The 1,881-nt window shown below is 62.2% G+C and carries 2 protein-coding genes; one reads left to right on the top strand and one right to left on the bottom strand.

The annotated features are described in order from the left end of the window. A complete protein-coding gene (locus tag DBR24_RS27140) occupies positions 1 to 1,374 on the top strand; it encodes a TrkH family potassium uptake protein (RefSeq protein ID WP_256591896.1) in 1,374 nt (457 codons plus the stop codon). Here the strand turns inward: DBR24_RS27140 and DBR24_RS34060 are convergent. Further along, positions 1,331 to 1,881 (bottom strand): helix-turn-helix transcriptional regulator (locus tag DBR24_RS34060; protein WP_256591895.1); only part of this gene is annotated, 551 nt, incomplete at its 5' end. The two genes, DBR24_RS27140 and DBR24_RS34060, sit on opposite strands and share 44 nt — an antisense overlap.

Here is a 1,881-nt window from a genome sequence, read left to right as displayed (position 1 = left end):
ATGGCCACCCTGGTGATTTTCGAGCGCACCAGCGACCTGCCGTCGTTCCTCTGGGCGAGCATGATCACCTTCGTCGCCGGCCTCGCGCTGGTGATTCCCGGCCGGCCGGAACACATTCATCTGCGCCCCCGCGACATGTATTTGCTGACCGTCAGCAGCTGGCTGGTGGTGTGTATTTTCGCCGCACTGCCATTTCTGCTGACCCAGCACATCAGCTACACCGACTCGTTTTTCGAAAGCATGTCCGGCATCACCGCGACCGGTTCGACCGTGCTCAGCGGGCTCGACACCATGTCCCCGGGAATTCTGATGTGGCGCTCGCTGCTGCACTGGCTCGGCGGCATCGGCTTCATCGGCATGGCGGTGGCGATTCTGCCGTTGCTGCGCATCGGCGGCATGCGCCTGTTCCAGACCGAATCCTCGGACCGTTCGGAAAAGGTCATGCCGCGCTCGCACATGGTGGCGCGGCTGATTGTGGCAGCGTATGTCGGCATCACCATCCTCGGCAGCCTGGCGCTCTGGTGGGCCGGGATGAGCCCGTTCGATGCAATCAACCATGCGATGTCGGCGATCTCCACGGGCGGGTTCTCGACCTCCGACCAGTCCCTGGCCAAGTGGACACAACCGGCCGTGCACTGGGTCGCGATCGTGATCATGATCCTCGGCAGCCTGCCGTTCACTCTCTACGTGGCGACATTGCGCGGCAACCGCAAGGCGTTGATCAGGGATCAGCAAGTGCAGGGTTTATTGGCGATGTTGCTGGTGACCTGGCTGGTACTCGGCACCTGGTACTGGTGGACGACCAAACTGCACTGGCTGGAGGCGTTGCGGCATGTCGCGCTGAACGTGACCTCGGTGGTCACCACCACCGGGTTTGCCCTGGGCGACTACAGCCTGTGGGGCAACTTCTCGTTGATGCTGTTCTTCTATCTGGGTTTTGTTGGTGGCTGTTCCGGCTCGACAGCGGGCGGGATCAAGATTTTCCGCTTCCAGGTCGCCTACATCCTGCTCAAGGCCAACCTTAACCAGCTGATTCACCCACGCGCGGTGATCAAGCAGAAGTACAACGGCCACCGCCTCGACGAAGAGATCGTGCGCTCGATTCTGACCTTCTCGTTCTTCTTCGCCATCACCATCTGCGTGATTGCCCTGCTGCTGTCGCTGCTCGGCGTCGACTGGATGACAGCGCTGACCGGCGCCGCGAGTACCGTGTCCGGCGTCGGCCCGGGCCTGGGTGAAACCATCGGCCCGGCGGGCAACTTCGCCACCCTGCCGGATGCCGCCAAGTGGATTCTGTCGTTCGGCATGCTGCTCGGCCGCCTGGAAATCATTACGGTGTTTGTGCTGTGCATTCCGGCCTTTTGGCGTCACTGACCGCGTTCGGCGCCTGCAACAACCGCGTCCGGTAATCGCCGGGCGTGGTGTCGAACCAGCGGCGGAAGGCGCGGAAGAAATTACTCGGATCGGCAAATCCCAGCAGATAAGCGATTTCCAGCAGGGTCATGCTCGGTTGCGCCAGATACTGTTCGGCCAGTTCGCGGCGGGTGTCATCGAGCAACTGCTGAAAACTGGTGCCCTCCTCCTGCAAGCGGCGCTGCAAGGTCCGTTGCGACAGGTGCAGGGTCTGCGCCACGGTGTCGCGCTTCGGTTCGCCTTGCGGCAACAACCGACACAACACCTGCCGCGCCTTGTGGGTCACACGGCTTTCGGAAAAGCGCGCCAGATATTCCCCGGCAAACCGGTCGTGCAGCAGCGCCATCGCTTCATTGGCCGTCGGTAGCGGCGCTTCCATATCCGCGCGCTCGAAGATCAGCGCGTCATACGGTGCGTTGAACACCAGGGGCGCGTGAAAGGCTTGTTTATACGGCTCCAGATCGGCGG

This window comes from Pseudomonas sp. HMWF006 (genome assembly GCF_003061205.1).
GTDB lineage: Bacteria > Pseudomonadota > Gammaproteobacteria > Pseudomonadales > Pseudomonadaceae > Aquipseudomonas > Aquipseudomonas monsensis.
Note: the sequence above shows the minus strand (reverse complement) of the source record. Positions and strands in the feature narration are given on the sequence as shown.

Coding starts and splice junctions, on each gene's coding strand:
- DBR24_RS27140 (WP_256591896.1), top strand. CDS start 1: ATGGCCACCCTGGTGATTTTCGAGCGCACCAGCGACCTGCCGTCGTTC.